14 protein-coding genes are annotated in these 16,435 nt (G+C 55.7%); 6 read left to right on the top strand and 8 right to left on the bottom strand.

Features of this window, described 5'->3' with window-relative positions:
• Positions 1-86 precede the first annotated feature (86 nt).
• Genes C3708_RS01875 through C3708_RS01885 form a run of 3 tightly spaced genes read left to right on the top strand, consistent with a single transcriptional unit; the run spans position 87 to position 6,590 of the window.
• A complete protein-coding gene (locus C3708_RS01875) occupies positions 87-1,433 on the top strand; it encodes an SrfA family protein (RefSeq protein ID WP_103949300.1) in 1,347 nt (448 codons plus the stop codon).
• Positions 1,434-1,437: 4 nt separating this feature from the next.
• Positions 1,438-4,419: a virulence factor SrfB gene (locus C3708_RS01880; protein ID WP_095282119.1), complete on the top strand. Its 2,982-nt coding sequence runs from the start codon at positions 1,438-1,440 to the stop codon at positions 4,417-4,419.
• Entirely contained in the window at positions 4,416-6,590 is a 2,175-nt protein-coding gene (locus C3708_RS01885) for a virulence factor SrfC family protein (protein ID WP_103949301.1), read from the top strand. The genes C3708_RS01880 and C3708_RS01885 overlap by 4 nt, the downstream gene beginning before the upstream one ends.
• Before the next feature lie 699 nt (positions 6,591-7,289).
• Here C3708_RS01885 and C3708_RS01890 read toward each other — a convergent pair.
• Positions 7,290-7,463, bottom strand: a complete 174-nt coding sequence (locus tag C3708_RS01890) for a GhoT/OrtT family toxin (RefSeq protein ID WP_095284283.1) — start codon at positions 7,461-7,463, stop codon at positions 7,290-7,292.
• Between the two features lie 250 nt (positions 7,464-7,713).
• Here C3708_RS01890 and C3708_RS01895 point away from each other — a divergent pair, with 250 nt between their 5' ends.
• From C3708_RS01895 to C3708_RS01905, 3 genes are read left to right on the top strand one after another with little or no spacing between them, the layout of a single operon-like run.
• Positions 7,714-8,040 (top strand): DUF1971 domain-containing protein, encoded by a 327-nt coding sequence (locus tag C3708_RS01895; protein ID WP_103949302.1) that lies wholly within the window; start codon positions 7,714-7,716, stop codon positions 8,038-8,040.
• A 28-nt stretch (positions 8,041-8,068) separates the two neighbouring features.
• Complete coding sequence (locus C3708_RS01900) at positions 8,069-8,422, top strand: DUF1971 domain-containing protein (protein ID WP_103949303.1); 354 nt, start codon at positions 8,069-8,071, stop codon at positions 8,420-8,422.
• A 4-nt stretch (positions 8,423-8,426) separates the two neighbouring features.
• A complete protein-coding gene (locus tag C3708_RS01905; protein WP_103949304.1) occupies positions 8,427-8,609 on the top strand; it encodes a DUF1869 domain-containing protein in 183 nt (60 codons plus the stop codon).
• Between the two features lie 169 nt (positions 8,610-8,778).
• On the opposite strand, the gene patD is transcribed toward C3708_RS01905, so the two are convergent.
• The 7 genes from patD to C3708_RS01940 all read right to left on the bottom strand — a co-directional run bounded on the left by patD (position 8,779) and on the right by C3708_RS01940 (position 16,122).
• Positions 8,779-10,203, bottom strand: coding sequence for an aminobutyraldehyde dehydrogenase (gene patD / locus C3708_RS01910; RefSeq protein ID WP_103949305.1), 1,425 nt, complete (start codon positions 10,201-10,203; stop codon positions 8,779-8,781).
• A gap of 24 nt (positions 10,204-10,227) precedes the next feature.
• Positions 10,228-11,034: an ABC transporter permease gene (locus C3708_RS01915; protein WP_103945980.1), complete on the bottom strand. Its 807-nt coding sequence runs from the start codon at positions 11,032-11,034 to the stop codon at positions 10,228-10,230.
• Positions 11,024-11,968, bottom strand: a complete 945-nt coding sequence (locus C3708_RS01920) for an ABC transporter permease (RefSeq protein ID WP_103945981.1) — start codon at positions 11,966-11,968, stop codon at positions 11,024-11,026. The genes C3708_RS01915 and C3708_RS01920 overlap by 11 nt, the downstream gene beginning before the upstream one ends.
• A 1-nt stretch (position 11,969) precedes the next feature.
• Complete coding sequence (locus C3708_RS01925) at positions 11,970-12,983, bottom strand: ABC transporter ATP-binding protein (protein ID WP_103949306.1); 1,014 nt, start codon at positions 12,981-12,983, stop codon at positions 11,970-11,972.
• 17 nt (positions 12,984-13,000) lie between these two features.
• Complete coding sequence (gene ydcS, locus C3708_RS01930; RefSeq protein ID WP_095282169.1) at positions 13,001-14,146, bottom strand: putative ABC transporter substrate-binding protein YdcS; 1,146 nt, start codon at positions 14,144-14,146, stop codon at positions 13,001-13,003.
• A 293-nt stretch (positions 14,147-14,439) separates the two neighbouring features.
• The gene (locus C3708_RS01935; RefSeq protein ID WP_103949307.1) at positions 14,440-15,849 is read right to left on the bottom strand and encodes a PLP-dependent aminotransferase family protein; all 1,410 of its coding nucleotides are present in this window, start codon (positions 15,847-15,849) and stop codon (positions 14,440-14,442) included.
• A gap of 81 nt (positions 15,850-15,930) precedes the next feature.
• Positions 15,931-16,122, bottom strand: coding sequence for a cold-shock protein (locus C3708_RS01940; RefSeq protein WP_095282171.1), 192 nt, complete (start codon positions 16,120-16,122; stop codon positions 15,931-15,933).
• Positions 16,123-16,435 lie beyond the last annotated feature (313 nt).

The raw sequence follows: 16,435 nt of genomic DNA on the forward strand, positions 1-16,435 counted from the left end.
TCGCCGCTTTTAGCGTCTCCTCGTCCGTTTGCTTGTATCTCGATTTCGTTAAAGTAATGGTGTGAAGAAGTCTACAGGACCAAATCGTGGCAAAAACACTTTTACGCAGCGGTAATCTCGATGATTTTCAGGCCGTTGGCGGCGGCGGACAGGCCGTATTTGAATCAGCATTACAAATCCGAGAAGCACTTCGTCTGCGCAAACAGCAGGCTATTGTCGATTGTCTGGCCATCCCGCAGGTCAACGACGGCGGTGACCGCGTTGACTGGTATTCGCCGGTAGATGGCGACGTTTTCAGCTGGAATGCAGCCGATGAAGACGCACGTTTTCGCGCCTTGCGCTATCTGGAAAATACCCTTTCCAGCGTCGAGTCGCTGAGTAAAAAGAGCCTTCAGTCACCCAAAACTGCTCAGCAGCTGTTTGGTTCCCTGCTCTCAAAAGCATTCCAGTTCCCTGGTGAAAATTTCCTGTTCCTCGTCGACGGCAAGCCCGTCATTACGTTCTGGGGGTTTGTGAACCTCAACGAAAACGCGCGCGAGGATGTTCTGGATTGCCTGCGCGAATCGCTCAAACCAGAACCGATGCCTGCGCCGGTAGAAGAACCTGAGACAGAAGAGCCCGCCCCGACGATTGTTTTTGAACAAGCCGACGCGCCGCTCGTCGCGCCACCGCCTGTCGTGCGGGTAACCGAGGACGATTTGTATTCGGCTGAGCCTGCCACTGTGCGAATGCCCGAAGTGGCAACGCCTGTTGAACCGGCGCCTGCCGTTATCGGCAAGAAGCGCCGCGTTCCGCTCTGGTCCCTGCCTGTAGCCGCCGTGATTATCGCCGCTGTTGCCGCGCCGCTGCTGTGGCCGAAACAGGCCCCTTCCGCAGAACCGACCCCAGAGTCAGCCCCTGCACCATTAGCCATCGCACCGAAACCGGTGAAACCGGCAGTGGAAATGACGATGAATTTACCGCTGCATCAAGCCGAAGTCCTGCCAGTAAAAGCAGCAGAACCCGCGCCCGCACCTGTGGAGCAAGCCGTTGTCATCACCGCCATACCTAAAGATGCGATGGTCATGGACGCAGTTCAGGTGAAAACCGGTTCGACCAAGTTCCTCAACGGCACCTGGCGCGCGATGCTGGACGTGAAAGATCCGATTACCGGAAAACCACCCTCACTGCGTTACCAAATTCAGAACAACAAAGGTATTGCCAGAGTGGTTCACGGTGACAATGTGGTTTGCCGAAGCGACATCTTCTCCGGGCTGCACAGCAACGGCGAACTGATGATTAAGAGCCGCGGCAATGCTCGCTGCACTGACGGTTCGCGCTACCCGATGCCGGAGATCGCCTGTAAAGCCGGGACTAACGACGTGGCAGAATGCACTGCCCGTTATGATGCCAAAACCGTCGTTCCGCTGACGTTCAAGAAAGCAGGTGCCTGATCCTATGCTGGTTAATCTTTGCGACTACAAACAAAGCGTGACGCTGATTGCGAACAGCGGCGTACAGTTTCTTGATTTTGGCCTGACGCCACAGGATTCGGCAAGTCTGGGCCGTTTCGTACGTAAAACCGCCAATGGCCCGTTGCTGCGCCTCAATTATGATCTGGTGAACAGCCGCTATACCTTACCCGCGGGTCGCGGCGGGCAGCCTGAAGTGGTGAAACCAGAAAGTACCTACACCTTGCATCAGTCTCTGGCGGTGCTGGATGGCGTCTGGTTCCCCATTCCTTTTTTACGCTTTAATCCTCCACGTACCTTCGTCGACGGCCCGGATAACTGGGCGCGGGCGCAGGTACGCAAGCTTGAGACGCCGGACAGCGCAGGCAATACCCATCGTGTAACCTTTGCGCTCGACAGCCAGATTGCCGATCACGCCACACCGGGCCTGTCGCCGGTCGAAAATGACATCCTGAACGGCACCCGTTTTGCGCTGGCCTGGCGCGACGATGAAGTGCTGAGTTTCCTCGATCAGACCTGGATTGATGGCTGGCTGCGCGAAGCCTTTACGGGCTACGCTACCGGCGTGGAAAACCGCTCCGAGCGCGACCTGCATCAGGCGCTGCGCGGGTTTGAATACCAGGCGCACTGGCTCAATTTGATGACCATGCTTGGCGAGCAGATCACCGTCCCGGAAGTCAAATTTGTTACCCATACCCTGAGTACCCCGGCGATTCCAGTCGATCTGATTCTGGATGTCGGCAACACTCACACCTGCGGCGTGATCATTGAAGATCATGGCGATGCCAACGACGGCCTGCGCCAGACCGCAGAGCTGCAGGTACGCTCCTTAAGCGAACCGCAGTTCCTGAACGAGCCGCTGTTTACCAGCCGCCTGGAATTCTCTGAAGCCCGCTTTGGCAAACAACACTTCTCTGTCGAAAGTGGACGCGAAGATGCCTTTGTCTGGCCATCTATCGTTCGCGTGGGCGATGAAGCACGCAAACTAGCAATGCAGCGCCTCGGCACCGAAGGCAACAGCGGGATCTCCAGCCCGCGTCGCTATCTGTGGGACGAAACCCCGACAGTTCAGGACTGGCGATTTAGCCAGATGAACGCCAAAACCCAGCGCGAACCGCTGGCGACGGCTTTCCCGCTGATGAATCTGATGAATGATGACGGCCAGCCGCTGTTCACCCTGCCACAGGATGAGCGTCTGCCGGTCTTCTCACCGCAGTACAGTCGCAGCACGCTGATGACTCACATGCTGTGCGAACTACTCGCACAGGCGCTGGGCCAGATTAACAGCGTCGCCACGCGTCTGCGTTTAGGCTTCCCGGCATCACCGCGTCAGCTGCGTACTCTGATCCTGACCCTGCCCTCGGCGATGCCTAAACAGGAGCGCGAGATTTTCCGCCGCCGGATGTTTGAAGCTATCGCCATCGTCTGGAAAGCGATGGGCTGGCACCCGCAGGACGAAGATTTTGCCAGCCGTAAACAGCAGGATAAGAGCGTGATCCCGGTCCCGACCATCCAGATGGAATGGGACGAAGCCAGCTGCGGTCAGCTGGTGTGGCTGTATAACGAGGCCATTTCCCACTTCGGCGGCCAGACGGAAGCGTTTTTCGCCTCCCTCGCCCGCCCCGATCGCGAAGTCGAACCCGGCGCCCAGCCTGGACGCTCACTGCGCGTGGCCTCGATTGATATTGGCGGCGGCACGACCGATATGGCGATCACCCATTATCAACTGGATGATGGTTCGGGGAATAACGTCAAAATCACGCCACAGCTACTGTTCCGCGAAGGTTTTAAAGTCGCAGGAGACGATACGCTGTTGGACGTTATCCAGCGCTACGTTTTGCCAGCTTTGCAAACACAGCTGCAAAAATCCGGTATCGCCGACGCCTCACTGCTGATGGCATCTCTGTTTGGTGATTCCGGGCGCATTGATACCCAGGCAGTCCTGCGACAGCAGACGGCTCTGCAGCTGTTTATGCCAATAGGCCACGCCATTCTGGCGGCATGGGAAAACAGCGATATCGACGATCCGCTGGCTGGATTGCACGCCACCTTCGGCGATCTGCTCAAACAGCAGCCGACCCGCAATGTGATGAACTATTTGCAGCAGGCGGTCGACCATGCACTGCCGGCCGGTTCCGCCCCGTTCGACCTGTTTGCAGTACCGCTGCATGTAAACTTCCACGAAATGCAGGACGCAATGCTGACAGGCCAGTTTACGCTGGCCGCCCCGCTGCACGCCGTTTGTGAAGCCATTTCGCATTATGCCTGCGACATTTTGCTGATCACCGGGCGTCCGGGCTGCCTGCCTGGCGTGCAGGCGCTGATTCGCCACCTGCAACCAGTGCCCGTCAACCGTATCGTCTGGCTGGATAAATATCGCGTGCACGAATGGTATCCGTTTAGCCAGCAGGGCCGCATCGGTAATCCAAAATCTACCGCCGCCGTTGGCGCGATGCTGTGCAGCCTTGCGCTGGATCTCCGTTTGCCGCGCTTTAATTTTAAAGCCGCCGATATTGGTGCTTATTCAACCGTGCGTTATCTGGGCGTGCTCGACAATACGGTCAACACGCTGCGCGAAGAGAACGTCTGGTATCAGGACATCGACCTCGATAAACCGGGCGCAAAACTGGATGCAAAACTGCACTTCCCGCTGCGCGGTAACGTCACGCTGGGCTTCCGTCAGCTGGCAAACACCCGCTGGCCGGCAACCCCGCTCTATACCCTGAGCATCAACTCCGCAGAACTGGCAAAATCCATCGCCGGTGACGGTGTGTTGAACGTGCGTTTACAGCTGCGCGGCGGCACAAAACATGAAGGGCCAGAGTCGTTTGAACTGAGCGACGCCTGGCTCCAGGACGGAACGCCAGTTCCGCCTGACGCCTTAACATTTAAACTGAATACCCTGGCCGATCGCCGTCACAGCGGAAGCCATTACTGGATCGACAGCGGGAGTGTATATCTCAAATGACAGCGATGACTGCCACCACTCAGGCCCTGATCGAGTGGATCAATGAAACGCGTCTGCACGCTCCAATGCTGGATAACGATGCCGACGCCCTGCTGGCCCAGCTGACCTGTGCACAGGCGCGGGGACAGGCCATAGACCGTGCTCTTTCAGGACGTAGCAGCATTGGTCTTTACGGCCACTCCCAGGCAGCCAAGGCGCACCTGCTGGCGTCATTGTGCGGCAGCGGAAATAGTCGTCTGGATGTGTCTCCCGGCCAGCGTACTTTTGACTATTTTTCACATATCAACCCCGGTCATGCCCTGACCAACATGGCGGTACGTTTTACGCCGCGTGCGAGTGATGTCAGCGATGATGCTTTCCCTCTGCGCCTGAGCCTGGTAACAGAGGCCGAGTTGGTCCAGCTGTTTATCGCCCGAACCACGCTCCACACGCTGATTCGCCCGGTGGAAAAATCAGTCATCGAATCGCGTGTTGAAAAGTGGCGCGCACTGCGACAGCCGCAAGCCGTTCCGGGGATCACCGCTCAGGAAGTGGCGACCATTGGCCGCTACTGGCGCAGCGCCGTGCCAGGTTTTGAACAACAGATGGACGATGTGCTTTGGCACCAGTTCGCTCAACTGATTCCTTCGCTGGATTTAAGCACCCGAGCCAGCGTCTGGTCGCTATTGTGGGGTGAGCAGCAGGAAATTACCCAGCAGTGGCTGAAACTGGCGCACGTGCTGCATCAGACCAGTCACGCCCGTGAACTGGCGGCACCGCTGAGCTTGCTGGTCGATAATTTTGGCCTGCCGAGCGAAGGATTCCTGACCCGCGCGGAATTTACCGCTCCTGATGCCCAAGAAGCGGTACTTCACCCGCTGAACGACGGTGAGATGCTGAATGCCATCAGCATACCTGTCGACGTGTTGGCGTTTCTGACTCGCGAGCTGGTTTTGCCTGCTGAAAATGGTGTGCTCGACAGCGTCGATATTATTGATATCCCCGCGCCATCTGATGCAAATTTATCACCTCTGGCAGAAGCGAAATGCACGTGGCTGCTCGAACATTATCGCCAGCAGATGCAGCCCGATGTGCTGGTTATCTGCAATGCGACCGCTCGACACGAGCAGACGGCAAAAACCGCCAAAACCTTGCTGAACTGGGTGAAAGAGACCCAAACGGCGGAAGAGTCAGCGTTGCCAGGCCTGGTATGGGCGATTACTCCTCACGACGCGCGTTTCCACACTAAGCAAAATCTGGACGAGGCCGTGCAGCACCTGCTTGGCAAGCCCGGCCAGCGCTGGGGAACCTTGCAGGCGCTGGACACGCACAGCATGCAGCGCGTGGTGGAGTGGCTGTCTCAAGCGACGCTTTCCACGCAGCGACAGTCTCGCCTGCTGGCCTTAAAAACCGCGCAAAAGCGAGAGCTTCACGCCCTGATGCAAAGCTATCTGGCACCGATCGCCGTCGAGCCAGGAACACAACGCACTCAGGCCGAAGCGATGGTGCGTTCACTTCAATCCAGCGCTGCTCGTCACGGCGAACTGCTGGAAGGACTGTTGCCTCCACTGAAAGCCTTCGAAACGCTGCTCGCCGTCCAACAACCGCGCGAAGAGCAGGTTAATGGCCTGTTCACCGACGTTATTGATCTCTTTGCTGATAACGCCAGCGACGGTCATGAGACATTCCAGACCAAAGACAAAGCGCGTCTGGCGCATCGCGTCTGGCTCAATCATCTGCGCCAGTGGAGCCGGAATGAAGCGACAGCCCACCGGCTGGGGCTGGACATCTCCGTGCTGCCACAGATTGCCGATGCGCTGGCAATCAGCAGCTATCGCCTGAATCTCCCGCAACAATTGCAGCGCATTGTAGAAGCCGATAAAAGCAGTGCAGCGCAGTTACATGCTGCCATCGGTAACTTCATCGGCTGGCTGGGTTACGCCGAAACACCGGTAGCCTCTCGTCCGGCAAGCCGCGTGCGCAAAGGACAGGCCATTTTCGTGACGCCAGTGGTCAGCAGCACAACGCCGAGACTGACCCGCCTGGGTGAGCAACCGGTGCATGCCGCCACCGTCTATGTTTACGACTGGCTGGTTGCGCTTTACACTCGCGCGATTGAGAACATGGGTTTTCAGCATCCACACGATATTCAGCCAGTAGCACGTCAGGCGTTACAAACAATTCTGCGCTAGTCACTTTGACAGCCCGCCGCTTCGGGGGCTGTCTCCACTGTCCCGCTGTTAATCCCGTCCTTTAGGGTATCAGTGGAATAGTTCCGTTCACTTCCGTGCCTCTGCTTCCTGTCTGTTTCTCTACGGTGAACGTGTTAAGGGGGCTATCGCCGCTTCGCGGTGCCTTCGTCTTATTCCTTCCAGCTGACGGGGACGGGCGCAGGTAACGTCCATGTAAGTCGCGCCCTCGACGCACATCCCTGTGCGTCGCCCCTGCCTCCAGTCAACGTCTCAGCGATTTTCAGCCGGACTCACGCTCCCTCAACCCTAACAGCTGCCTGAATGTGGCACCGGTGTTGGCTCCCCGCTGAAATCGGCGAACCGGAGGTCGGATGACAAGGGCTGGACGCCAGGGATGGCGGCCAGAGGCGAAACGAGACAGGGACGTCGAGTCGAGCCGACCGCAGGCAGCAGGCCGGGAGGTGAGCGCAGTGCGAAGCACCGATTTCCTTAAGGGGCGCGGGGATTGACAAGGGGCCCGCGCAGGCCACTTGTCACGTTCACAGGTATTAGAGTGACTATGTTCTGATGAACATGAGGTGAACGGAACAATTTGAGTCGCTGAATAGAACATGAAGCACCCCTTTGACTTCGCACTGTGTATTTATACAGTCACGCGCAGCAGAATGCTATTTTGTCTTTAAAAACTGGAAGCGAGCTTCAGAAAAGCGAGATCAACAGCGCGACAGGGAAGCTCATCGGCCACGTGGAACCCACCAGAAATGCGCTCAGAAAACGAATGCGCTTGCGGTCTTTCGACAGGAACCAGGTTATCAGGGCGCAAATCGCGGCCATGACTGCGTAAAACACCAGCATTTTTTGATACAGCGTCATTTTGTGCACTCGATCGATAAAATAACCGCGCGCAATATGCGTCATATGTTGATACAGATCAAGTTTTAATGTTACACATTAACCACTAAAATCACATGGTTAATAACATTTGAGTATTTTTTCCGTGCTAACCCCCTGCCTTTTCTACCTCTTTTACTACTCCTTTAAAGTTGCATCTTAAATGCACATTTTGCACAATGGTTCTGTCAGGAAAGTGGTGTAATAACGGCAGGTTTTACAGGGAGAAAATATGTTACGCATTCCATCGAGTTGTATTCATACCCGTTCCACGCCTTTCTGGAACAAGGACACCGCTCCTGCAGGCATTTTCCAGCGCCATCTTGATCGCGGCACGCGACCGGGCGTTTATCCCCGTTTATCCGTGAGCCAGGGGGCGATTCGTTACTTAGGCTATGCCGACGAATTCACGCCAGAGCCTGACAGCGAACTCATCATCGAGGCCGGTCATTTCGGTGTTTTCCCACCCGAAAAATGGCACCACATCGAAGCAATGACCGACGATACGATTTTTAATGTCGACTTCTTTGTTGAACCCGAGGTTCTGAAATCTCTTTGAGCAAGTAAACGCTTATAAGGAACTCACTATGCTACGTATTCCTGAAAATTTTGTTCACACTCGCGCCACCCCTTTCTGGAACAAAGATTCTGCACCGAAGGCCCTTTTCACTCACCACAACACCAAAGCGGGCGTGTATGGCCGCCTGTCGGTAATGCAAGGTGCGGTGAAATACTTTGGTTTCCCGGATGCTGACGCCACCGAACCCGATCTGGAACTCATTATCGAAGCGGGTTCTTTTGGCATTTCGCCGCCGCAAAAATGGCACCGCATTGAGCTTCTGACCGACGATACGTATTTCAGTATTGATTTCTTCGCCGATCCACATGCAACCCTGGAAGGTGCGGGCCTGGGTAGAGTCGTTAATACACATAAGGAGTAAGATCATGGGCAAGGCAACGTATACCGTCACCGTGACGAACAACAGTAACGGCGTGTCGGTAGATTACGAGACACAAGCCCCGATGGAGCTTTTAATCCCCGACGTCGTCGCCGATGTCGTGAAAGATCTGGTCAATACCGTGCGCGCGTATGACACAGAAAATGAGCATGATGTGTGCGGGTGGTAGAAAAATGCCGGGTGGCGGTTTCGCCTTACCCAGCCTACAAATGAAGGGTTTCGTAGGCCCGGTAAGCGAAGCGCCACCGGGCGAAGTCTGGTGCGGGGCCAACTAAAAGCCGGGTGGCGGCTGCGCCTTACCCGGCCTACGGAATTGATGCGTTTTTTGCCGGGCGGCACTAGTGTTTAATCATCACATGCCGAACAACGGTGTAATCTTCCAGTCCATATACAGACATATCCTTGCCGTAACCAGAGAGTTTCATTCCGCCGTGCGGCATTTCGCTGACCAGCATGAAATGGGTATTCACCCAGGTGCAGCCGTATTGCAACTGTGCACTCATGCGATGGGCGCGACCCACGTCTTTGGTCCAGACCGATGAGGCCAGGCCGTATTGCGAGTCATTCGCCCAGGCCAGAACCTGCTCTTCGTCGTCAAATTCCGTCATACTCACCACCGGACCGAACACTTCTCGCTGGACGATGGCATCTTCCTGTTTTGCGCCGGCCAGCAAAGTGGGCTGGAAGTAATAACCTGCCCCGTCCACTTTATTGCCCCCGGTCACCACTTTCACATGACCGAGCGCTTTGGCGGCATCCACAGCCTGACAAACTCGCGCCAGATGCGCGGCGGAACTGAGCGGCCCAAGCTCGGTGGATTCATCATCCGGTGCGCCGGTTTTCAGCGTCGCTATCGCCGCGCCGAGTTTTTCGACAAGCGCGTTGTAGATCCCTTTTTGCGCATAAATCCGGCAGGCTGCAGTACAGTCCTGGCCTGCATTGTAGAAACCAAAGGTGCGCACTCCTTCCACTACCGCGTCGAGATCGGCGTCGTCAAAGACAATAACCGGCGCTTTGCCGCCAAGTTCCATATGCGTGCGTTTAATCGACGAGGCCGTGTGGCCGATAATGTGCTCGCCGGTGGCGATCGATCCGGTCAGCGATACCATACGTACTTTTTCGTGTCCGGTCAGTGGGTCGCCAACGGTTTTTCCGCGTCCGAAGAGGACGTTAAGGACGCCAGCCGGGAAGATATCTTTTGCCAGCTCGCCCAGCTTTAGTGCCGTCAGCGGGGTGATTTCAGAGGGTTTAATCACCACGCAGTTCCCGGCGGCCAGTGCGGGAGCCAGCTTCCAGGCCGCCATCATCAACGGATAGTTCCACGGCGCGATGGAGGCCACCACGCCGACCGGGTCGCGGCGAATCATCGAAGTGTGGCCGTCAAGATACTCGCCCGCAGCAAGGCCATTTAAGGTACGCGCCGCCCCGGCGAAGAAGCGGAAAACATCCACCACTGCAGGGATTTCGTCGTTGATAACGCAGTGCAGCGGCTTGCCGCAGTTTTGTGATTCGAGTCGCGCAAAGATTTCAGCATGTTCCTCGATAACATCAGCGAGTTTCAGTAAGCACTCAGAACGCGCTTTCGGCGTCGTGCGGCCCCACTCGGAAAATGCACAATCGGCGGACCGTACGGCGGCATCGACCTGAGCGGCAGACGCCTCAGCGATCTCCAGCAGCACTTCCCCCGTTGCAGGATTGTATACCGGCTGTTTTTCCCCTTCGCCGGTGACCAGTTCACCATTAATCAGCAGTTGATTTTGCATAGCATTGTCCTGTTGAAATCAAAGTTATTTCCCGCTTTCGACCACGTTTTCGTTGTCGCGGGTTAGCCACCAGGCGCCCAGAATTGGAATGGTTGTCACCAGCATCACCAGCAGCGCGACCACGTTGGTAACGGGCACATCGCGCGGGCGTCCGAGCTGATTGAGCAACCACAGCGGCAACGTGCGTTCGTGTCCCGCTGTAAATGTCGTGACGATGATTTCATCGAACGACAGCGCAAACGCCAGCATTCCCCCCGCCAGCAGTGCAGAACTTAAATTCGGCAACACCACGTAGCGGAAGGTTTGCCAGCCGTCTGCGCCTAAATCCATCGATGCTTCCACCAGGCTCCACGAGGTGCGGCGAAAGCGTGCGATGACGTTGTTAAACACCACAACCACGCAGAACGTGGCGTGACCGGTGACGATAGTGAAAAAGCCCGGCTCCAGATTGATGGTTTTAAATGCCGTCAATAGCGCCAGCCCGGTGATGATCCCCGGCAGCGCAATCGGCAGCAGAAGTAGCAGCGAGATAGCGTTTTTGCCGAAGAACTCACTGCGCCACAGCGCGGCTGCCGCAAGCGTCCCCAGTACCAGAGCGATGGCGGTCGAAAGCGATGCAATTTGAAGTGACAACGTCACCGAGTCAATGATATCGCTGCGCGACGCCGCCACGCTGAACCACTTCAGCGTGAGCCCCTTCGGCGGAAAGCTGAATGCCGCGTCCTCCGTATTAAAAGCATAGATGGCAATAATCAGCAGCGGGAAGTGCAGGAAAATGACCCCGCCCCAGGCCGCCACTTTCAGGAACCAGGGAGCGCGTTCAGAGTGCATCGAAGGCTCCCAGACGTTTCACGAACGCCAGATAGAGGGATATAAGAACAATCGGCACTAATGTGAATGCCGCCGCCATTGGCATGTTGCCTATCGCACCCTGTTGGGCATAAACCATGTTGCCGATGTAATACCCCGGCGGGCCGACCAGCTGCGGCACAATGAAATCACCCAGCGTCAGTGAGAAGGTAAATATCGATCCGGCGGCAATACCGGGAATGGCTAGCGGCAGCACCACATAGCGGAAAGTCTGACGAGGACGCGCACCGAGGTCAGCGGAGGCTTGTAACAGCGACGGTGGCAGACGCTCAAGCGCGGCCTGCACCGGCAGGATCATAAACGGCAGCCAGATATAGACGAAAACCAGGAAGCGCCCCAGCCCGGATGTCGACAGCGTATTGCCGCCAATGGCAGGCAGCGTCAGCACCGACATCAGCAGCGGCTCCAGCCCCATATAACCCAGAAACCATTGTGCAACGCCATCTTTTGCCAGCAATAACGTCCACGCGTAAGCCTTAACGATATAGCTCGCCCACATCGGGAGCATCACCGCGATATAGAAAAACGCTTTCCATTTACCGCTGGTGTAACGCGCCATATACCACGCCATCGGAAAGGCCAGGATGGCGCTGGCAATCGTGACCGCAATCGCCATGAGTAAGGTGCGCAGGATAATGTCGTAATTGGCGGGGTTAAAAAGAGCCAGGATGTTCGCGAAAGTCAGGTCCGGCGTCACCGACATGGTGAAGTCGTCGAAGGTGTAAAAACCTTGCCACAGCAGGGTCAGCAGCGAGCCAAGATAGACAATCCCGAACCACATCAGCGGGCCAAGCAGCAGCAAAAATAGCCCGAGCGACGGTTTGCGCCAGAGCAGCGTGGTGACCCGGCTGAACGGGCCACGGGATGAGGGCGCAGGAGAAACGCTCATATCCATCTCACCTTTCCTCATGCAGGGGCACCATTGCCTCGCGCGACCAGGAGGCCAGCACCTGCTGTCCAGGGGCAACGTCCGCTGGGATATGTGCCCCGCTCAGATTGGACTGGCTGACCAGCAATTTTGCACCATCGGCCAGACGCAGTTCAAACCGTGTTGCCGCGCCCTGATACTGCACCGCCTGCACCACGCCCTGAACCTGAACGTCTCCGCTCTCATTGAGGCGAATATGTTCTGGACGGAGCGAATAGATGCCCTCCATACCACACACCTGTCGGGCAACGGCTGCATCAAACACGTTTGAAGTGCCGACAAAACTGGCGACAAACGGCGTACGCGGGCGCATATACAGCTCGCGCGGGGTATCGACCTGCTCAATGCGCCCGTTGTTGAACACGGCCACGCGATCGGACATCGACAGCGCCTCGCCCTGATCGTGAGTGACGAAAATAAAGGTAATCCCCAGCTCCTGTTGAAGCTTTTTCAGCTCAAACTGCATCTGCTCGCGCAGCTTTAGATCCAGCGCACCGAGAGGTTCATCCAGCAGCAGAACGCGCGGTTCGTTGACCAGCGCACGGGCGATGGCGACGCGCTGGCGCTGGCCGCCGGAAAGCTGCGATGGCTTACGCTTTTCCGCGAAACCTAATCCCACCTTTTCCAGCGCATCGCGCGCCATCGTCTGGCGTTTCTTTTTATCGACCCCTTTCACCATCAGCCCGTAGGCGACGTTGTCGATTATCGACATATGCGGGAACAGGGCGTAATCCTGGAACACGGTGTTTACATCGCGTTCCCACGGTGGAAGCTCGCTGGCTTCTTTGCCAAAGATTTTAATCGCCCCGCCGCTCAGTTGTTCAAACCCGGCAATCAGGCGCAGGCAGGTGGTTTTGCCGGAACCCGAAGGCCCCAGCATAGAGAAAAACTCGCCGTCGCGAATGCCGATGGTGACACCATCCACTGCCCGAACGTCGCCGTACAGACGGGATACATCGTTAAATTCTACTGCGTACGTCATGTTCTGCTCCCTGGCGATTAACGGCCGCCCATGATGGCGATGTAATCCTGCGTCCAGCGGCTGTATGGAACATATTTACCGCCTTCGGCAATTGGGGTTTTCCAGAACAGGATTTTGTCGAACTCGTTATAACCGTTGGTTTCACAACCTTTGTCACCGAGTAATGTGCTGGCTTTACAACCTTCTGCAACCACCGGCAGAGAGCCAAACCACGCCGCCAGATCGCCCTGCACTTTTGGCGTCAGCGACCAGTTCATCCACTTATAGGCGCACATCGGGTGTTTGGCTTCGGCGTGCAACATGGTGGTATCTGCCCAGCCCGTCACCCCCTCTTTCGGGAAGACGGTCGCGATAGGTTGATTTTCGCCTTTCAGGGCGTTGGCCTGATATGGCCAAGCGCTCGATGCCACCACGCCTTCATTTTTGAAGTCGCTCATCTGGACAGTGGTATCGTGCCAGTAACGGTGAATAAGCGCGTGTTGATCGCGCAGCACTTTCAGTACGGCTGAGTATTGTGCTTCGGTGAGCTGGTATGGGTCAGTAATGCCCAGCTGTGGCTGGGTTGCTTTGACGAACAGCGCCGCATCAGCAATATAGATTGGGCCATCGTAAGCCTGAACGCGGCCTTTGTTGGTTTTGCCGTCCGGGAGATTTTGCTCTTTAAAGACCACGGCCCAGCTGTCCGGCGGTGTCGGGAAGGTTTTGGTGTTGTACATCAGTAAGTTCGGCCCCCACTGATACGGTGTGCCATACACTTTCCCGCCAACGTTAAACCATTCGCCTTTCACGATGCGCGAATCAATGGTTTTCCAGTTGGGAATCAGATCCGGATTAATGGGCTGAACACGTTTGCCCATAATCAAACGTAAAGAGGCATCCCCCGACGCGGTGACCAGATCATATCCGCCTTTCGCCATCAGGCTGACCATCTCATCGGAGGTCGCCGCCGTTTTAACATTCACCGCGCAGCCGGTCTCTTTTTCAAACTGCGTCACCCAGTCGTAATTTTTATCCGTCTGGCCGCGCTCGATGTAGCCCGGCCAGGCGATGATATCCAGTCGTCCCTCGCCTTTCCCAACCTCTTTCGGCGGCTCAGCGGCTTGCACGGTCATGATCGTCATGCCGAGCGCACACAGGCTGCTGCGGGCAAATTTTTTGCTCATTTGATTTACTCCTGTCGCAATGAAATTTGGCGGCAGCCATGCCGTAAAAATATCTCCCTTAATAAACGTAGACTGCGCAAATGCGCCGCACCCTGCGGCTTTGGGAAATTTCATCAGGTTGTGACAGAGGGCGCATTCCCTGTTAACTGGATTATAGACAAGGAGTTAGCGGCGAGCAGCGTTATGCAGATTTCCTATGACAGACCTGCGGAAATAAACCCGACGGCTGTCATAGGATAAGGATTGTTTATTTATGCGGGGTTATTACGCCTGTGAAAAATAAGCCTTTCGGCTTATTTCAGCATCGCGCTAATTAATTTAGCCAACTGGATAACAGCCTGTTCTTCGCGCTCGCCCCACGCCCAGGAAGTATTAAAGCGAAAGAACGGCGTCCAGACATCTGAGGTAGAGAACATTTTGCCCGGTGCAATGCTGATGTGGTGCACCAGCGCCTGTTCAGAGAGCTTTCCTGCGTCTAACGGCACAGGCAGTTCCAGCCATAAAAAATAGCCGCTGTCGTTGTGGTGAATTTTGACTTCCGCAGGCAAATGGCGCATCAGCGATTGCCACGCCTGCTGTTTGCGCTCGGCGAGCGTACGGCGCAGACGGCGAAGATGAGCGTCGTAGCGTTTGGTGGCGAGATAATCCACCAGCGCGAGTTGCATCGGGGAGCTGGTCGAGAGTGTGCTCATTAACTGTAGCTGCTGAATACGACGCGCATGTTTGCCCGCAGCGACCCAGCCGATACGGAATCCGGCAACCAGGCATTTCGAGAATGACGAGCAGTGCAGCGTCATGTCCTGGCTGTCCCAGGCTTTGGCTGGCAGCGGTTTTTCGCGACCAAAATAGAGCTCGCTGTATACGTCATCTTCAATCAACGTAACGTTATGCCTGGTCAGCAATGCAACCAGATGCGCCTTTTTCTCAGCGCTGAGGGTAAATCCGAGAGGGTTCTGGCTGTTGGTCATCAACCAGCAGGCTTTCACCGGATAGTCGTTTAACGCCTGTTCAAGCGCATCGAGATCGATCCCCTCGCGCACGTCGGTGGCGATCGACAGCGCTTTAAGTTTCAGTCTTTCCAGCGCCTGAAGCGCGCCGTAGAAACAGGGGTTTTCGACGATCACCCAATCGCCTGGCTCAGTCACAGCTTGCAAACTCAGGTTGAGCGCTTCCAGCGCACCGGCGGTGATCACGATCTCCTCCGGCGAAATATTCATCCCCTGCTGGGCATAGCGGCGGGCGATAGCGTGGCGGAGATCGACGTTACCGGGCGGCAGGTTTTCAATCACGCTCATGGCGGTCGCTGTTTTGCTGACATTGGCAAGTGATCGATTGAGTTGCTGAAGCGGAAAGAGTCTGGGATCAGGAAAAGCAGAAGCAAAGGGTAAAACAGAGGGGTCGCGGCTGGCCTGCAGGACATCAAAAATATAGGTATTGATATCGACCATTTCGTCGCGCATCACCTGCGCGGGTGGCGCAGGCTGCTGCTTAACCGGGCGCGGAGCAACGTAGTAACCCGATTGTGGGCGAGCAACGATTCGCCCCTGACTTTCCAGCGTTTGATACGCATGACCGACAGTCATGAAACTCATGCCGCTGCTGGCAACTTGCTCACGCAACGACGGTAGCTTATCTCCCGGCAACCACACGCCAAGTTCGATTTGCGAAATGATTTGCTGCGCCAGGCGCTGGTATTTTTTCATCGTTCTCTCCTTGCTTCACACCAGTGTATATCAGCAGGAGAAAATTGGCAGTTTTAAAAAACTGTTATGGTAAACGCGATGTTATGACGGGCGATGACTGTACTGAGCTTGCTCCGGGAAAGACGAGGCCGCCAGGTGGTCAAGGGTCATCATGGACGATTTGCAGAAAATGCACTTCGCACCGTGTGGATTTTTTTCGGACACATCAAAGATAGAGGTGCGGTATTGCGAGCCATGACAGCATGGGCAGCGAAAATGGATATAAGAAATCATATGATTCTCCAGTAAACGTAGAAACGTAAATAAGCTAATTGGGGCCATTCAAGGCGATAGTGGTCTGAGACAAAACTAATCAGAGTGTAAAGAGAAGACCCAAGAGGCTGCGGAGAGGCACAACGTGATGAGAAATGCTTTGAGACGACGTCAGATATTTTTTGGCTATCAAACCGATGAAGCATTAACGCATGGCGGAGAGAACAACGCAAGCCCTTTTAATGAAGAAAAGTGATAAAAAGAAAATTTTTATGCCCTGAACTTTTATCCGGATTATCAGTCAGCTGCGTTTACCTGTTCACTATATCAGATG

The sequence above is a fragment of the Lelliottia sp. 7254-16 genome, assembly GCF_002922995.1.
Taxonomy (GTDB): Bacteria; Pseudomonadota; Gammaproteobacteria; order Enterobacterales; family Enterobacteriaceae; genus Enterobacter; species Enterobacter jeotgali.